The sequence below is a fragment of the Streptomyces katrae genome, assembly GCF_000966975.1.
GTDB classification, from domain to species: Bacteria; Actinomycetota; Actinomycetes; order Streptomycetales; family Streptomycetaceae; genus Streptomyces; species Streptomyces katrae.
This window is the reverse complement of record NZ_JZWV01000346.1, coordinates 1-716: the sequence shown is the minus strand read 5'-3', so window position 1 is coordinate 716 and position 716 is coordinate 1. Positions and strand designations below refer to the sequence as shown.

Here is a 716-nt window from a genome sequence, read left to right as displayed (position 1 = left end):
TGCGGATCAGGGCGGCGGCCGTGGTGGGGCCGCAGGGGCTCGCCGCGGAGCTGCGGCGGCACCTGGAGCTGCACCGGGCACAGCTCGCGGAGTACGAGGCCATCGAGGCGAAGGACTTCCCGGCGGGGCGGAACGCGGATCCGGACCGGCTTCGGCGGCTCGTGCTGCACGGGGGGATCGCCCTGGAGGGCTTCTGGCTCAGCTGGCTGGAGGAGGCCCTCGCCGAGGTCGAGGACATGACGGGCCCCGGCGCGAGCGGGCCCGGGGCGCCGGCCGGGGCCTGACGCGCCCCCGTCCCGGCGGGCGGGACGGAGGCGGGCGCGGCGCCCGTCCGTCGGGGCCTTACTTGTTCAGGTCGGCCCAGAACTCGTCGAAGCTCAGCAGCTTGTCGCCGTTGAGGTCCTTGGCCGCGATGATCGCGTCGGCGATCGCGGGGGTGACGAAGTGGTCCCCCATCGCCTTCATGGCCGCGCTGTACTCGTCGGCCGTGATGACGCCGTCGCCGTTCGCGTCGAACCGGTCGAACGTCTCGCGTGCCTTGTCGATGTCCGCCACTGGGGCCACCCCTTCCTGGTGCTTGTTGACCGGCTCAGGGTAGCCGCACCGGGGTCGGTCCCCGCCCACGGGTCCCGGGAGCCGCCGGCGGGCTCCCGGGAGGCGGTCGCGTCCCCTTACGGGCGGGCGCCGTCCTAGGCCGTCTCTTCCGGATCTTGCCT

The 716-nt window shown here is 74.2% G+C and carries 2 protein-coding genes; one reads left to right on the top strand and one right to left on the bottom strand.

Going from position 1 to position 716, the window contains the following annotated elements:
* A partial coding sequence (locus tag VR44_RS13525) for a virulence activator alpha C-terminal domain-containing protein (protein ID WP_045947720.1) occupies nucleotides 1–284 on the top strand: 284 nt, incomplete at its 5' end.
* A gap of 58 nt (nucleotides 285–342) precedes the next feature.
* Here VR44_RS13525 and VR44_RS13520 read toward each other — a convergent pair.
* Nucleotides 343–555 carry an EF-hand domain-containing protein gene (locus VR44_RS13520; protein WP_045947719.1) on the bottom strand — a complete coding sequence of 71 codons (213 nt, stop codon included), beginning with the start codon at nucleotides 553–555 and terminating at the stop codon, nucleotides 343–345.
* Between the last annotated feature and the right edge of the window lie 161 nt (nucleotides 556–716).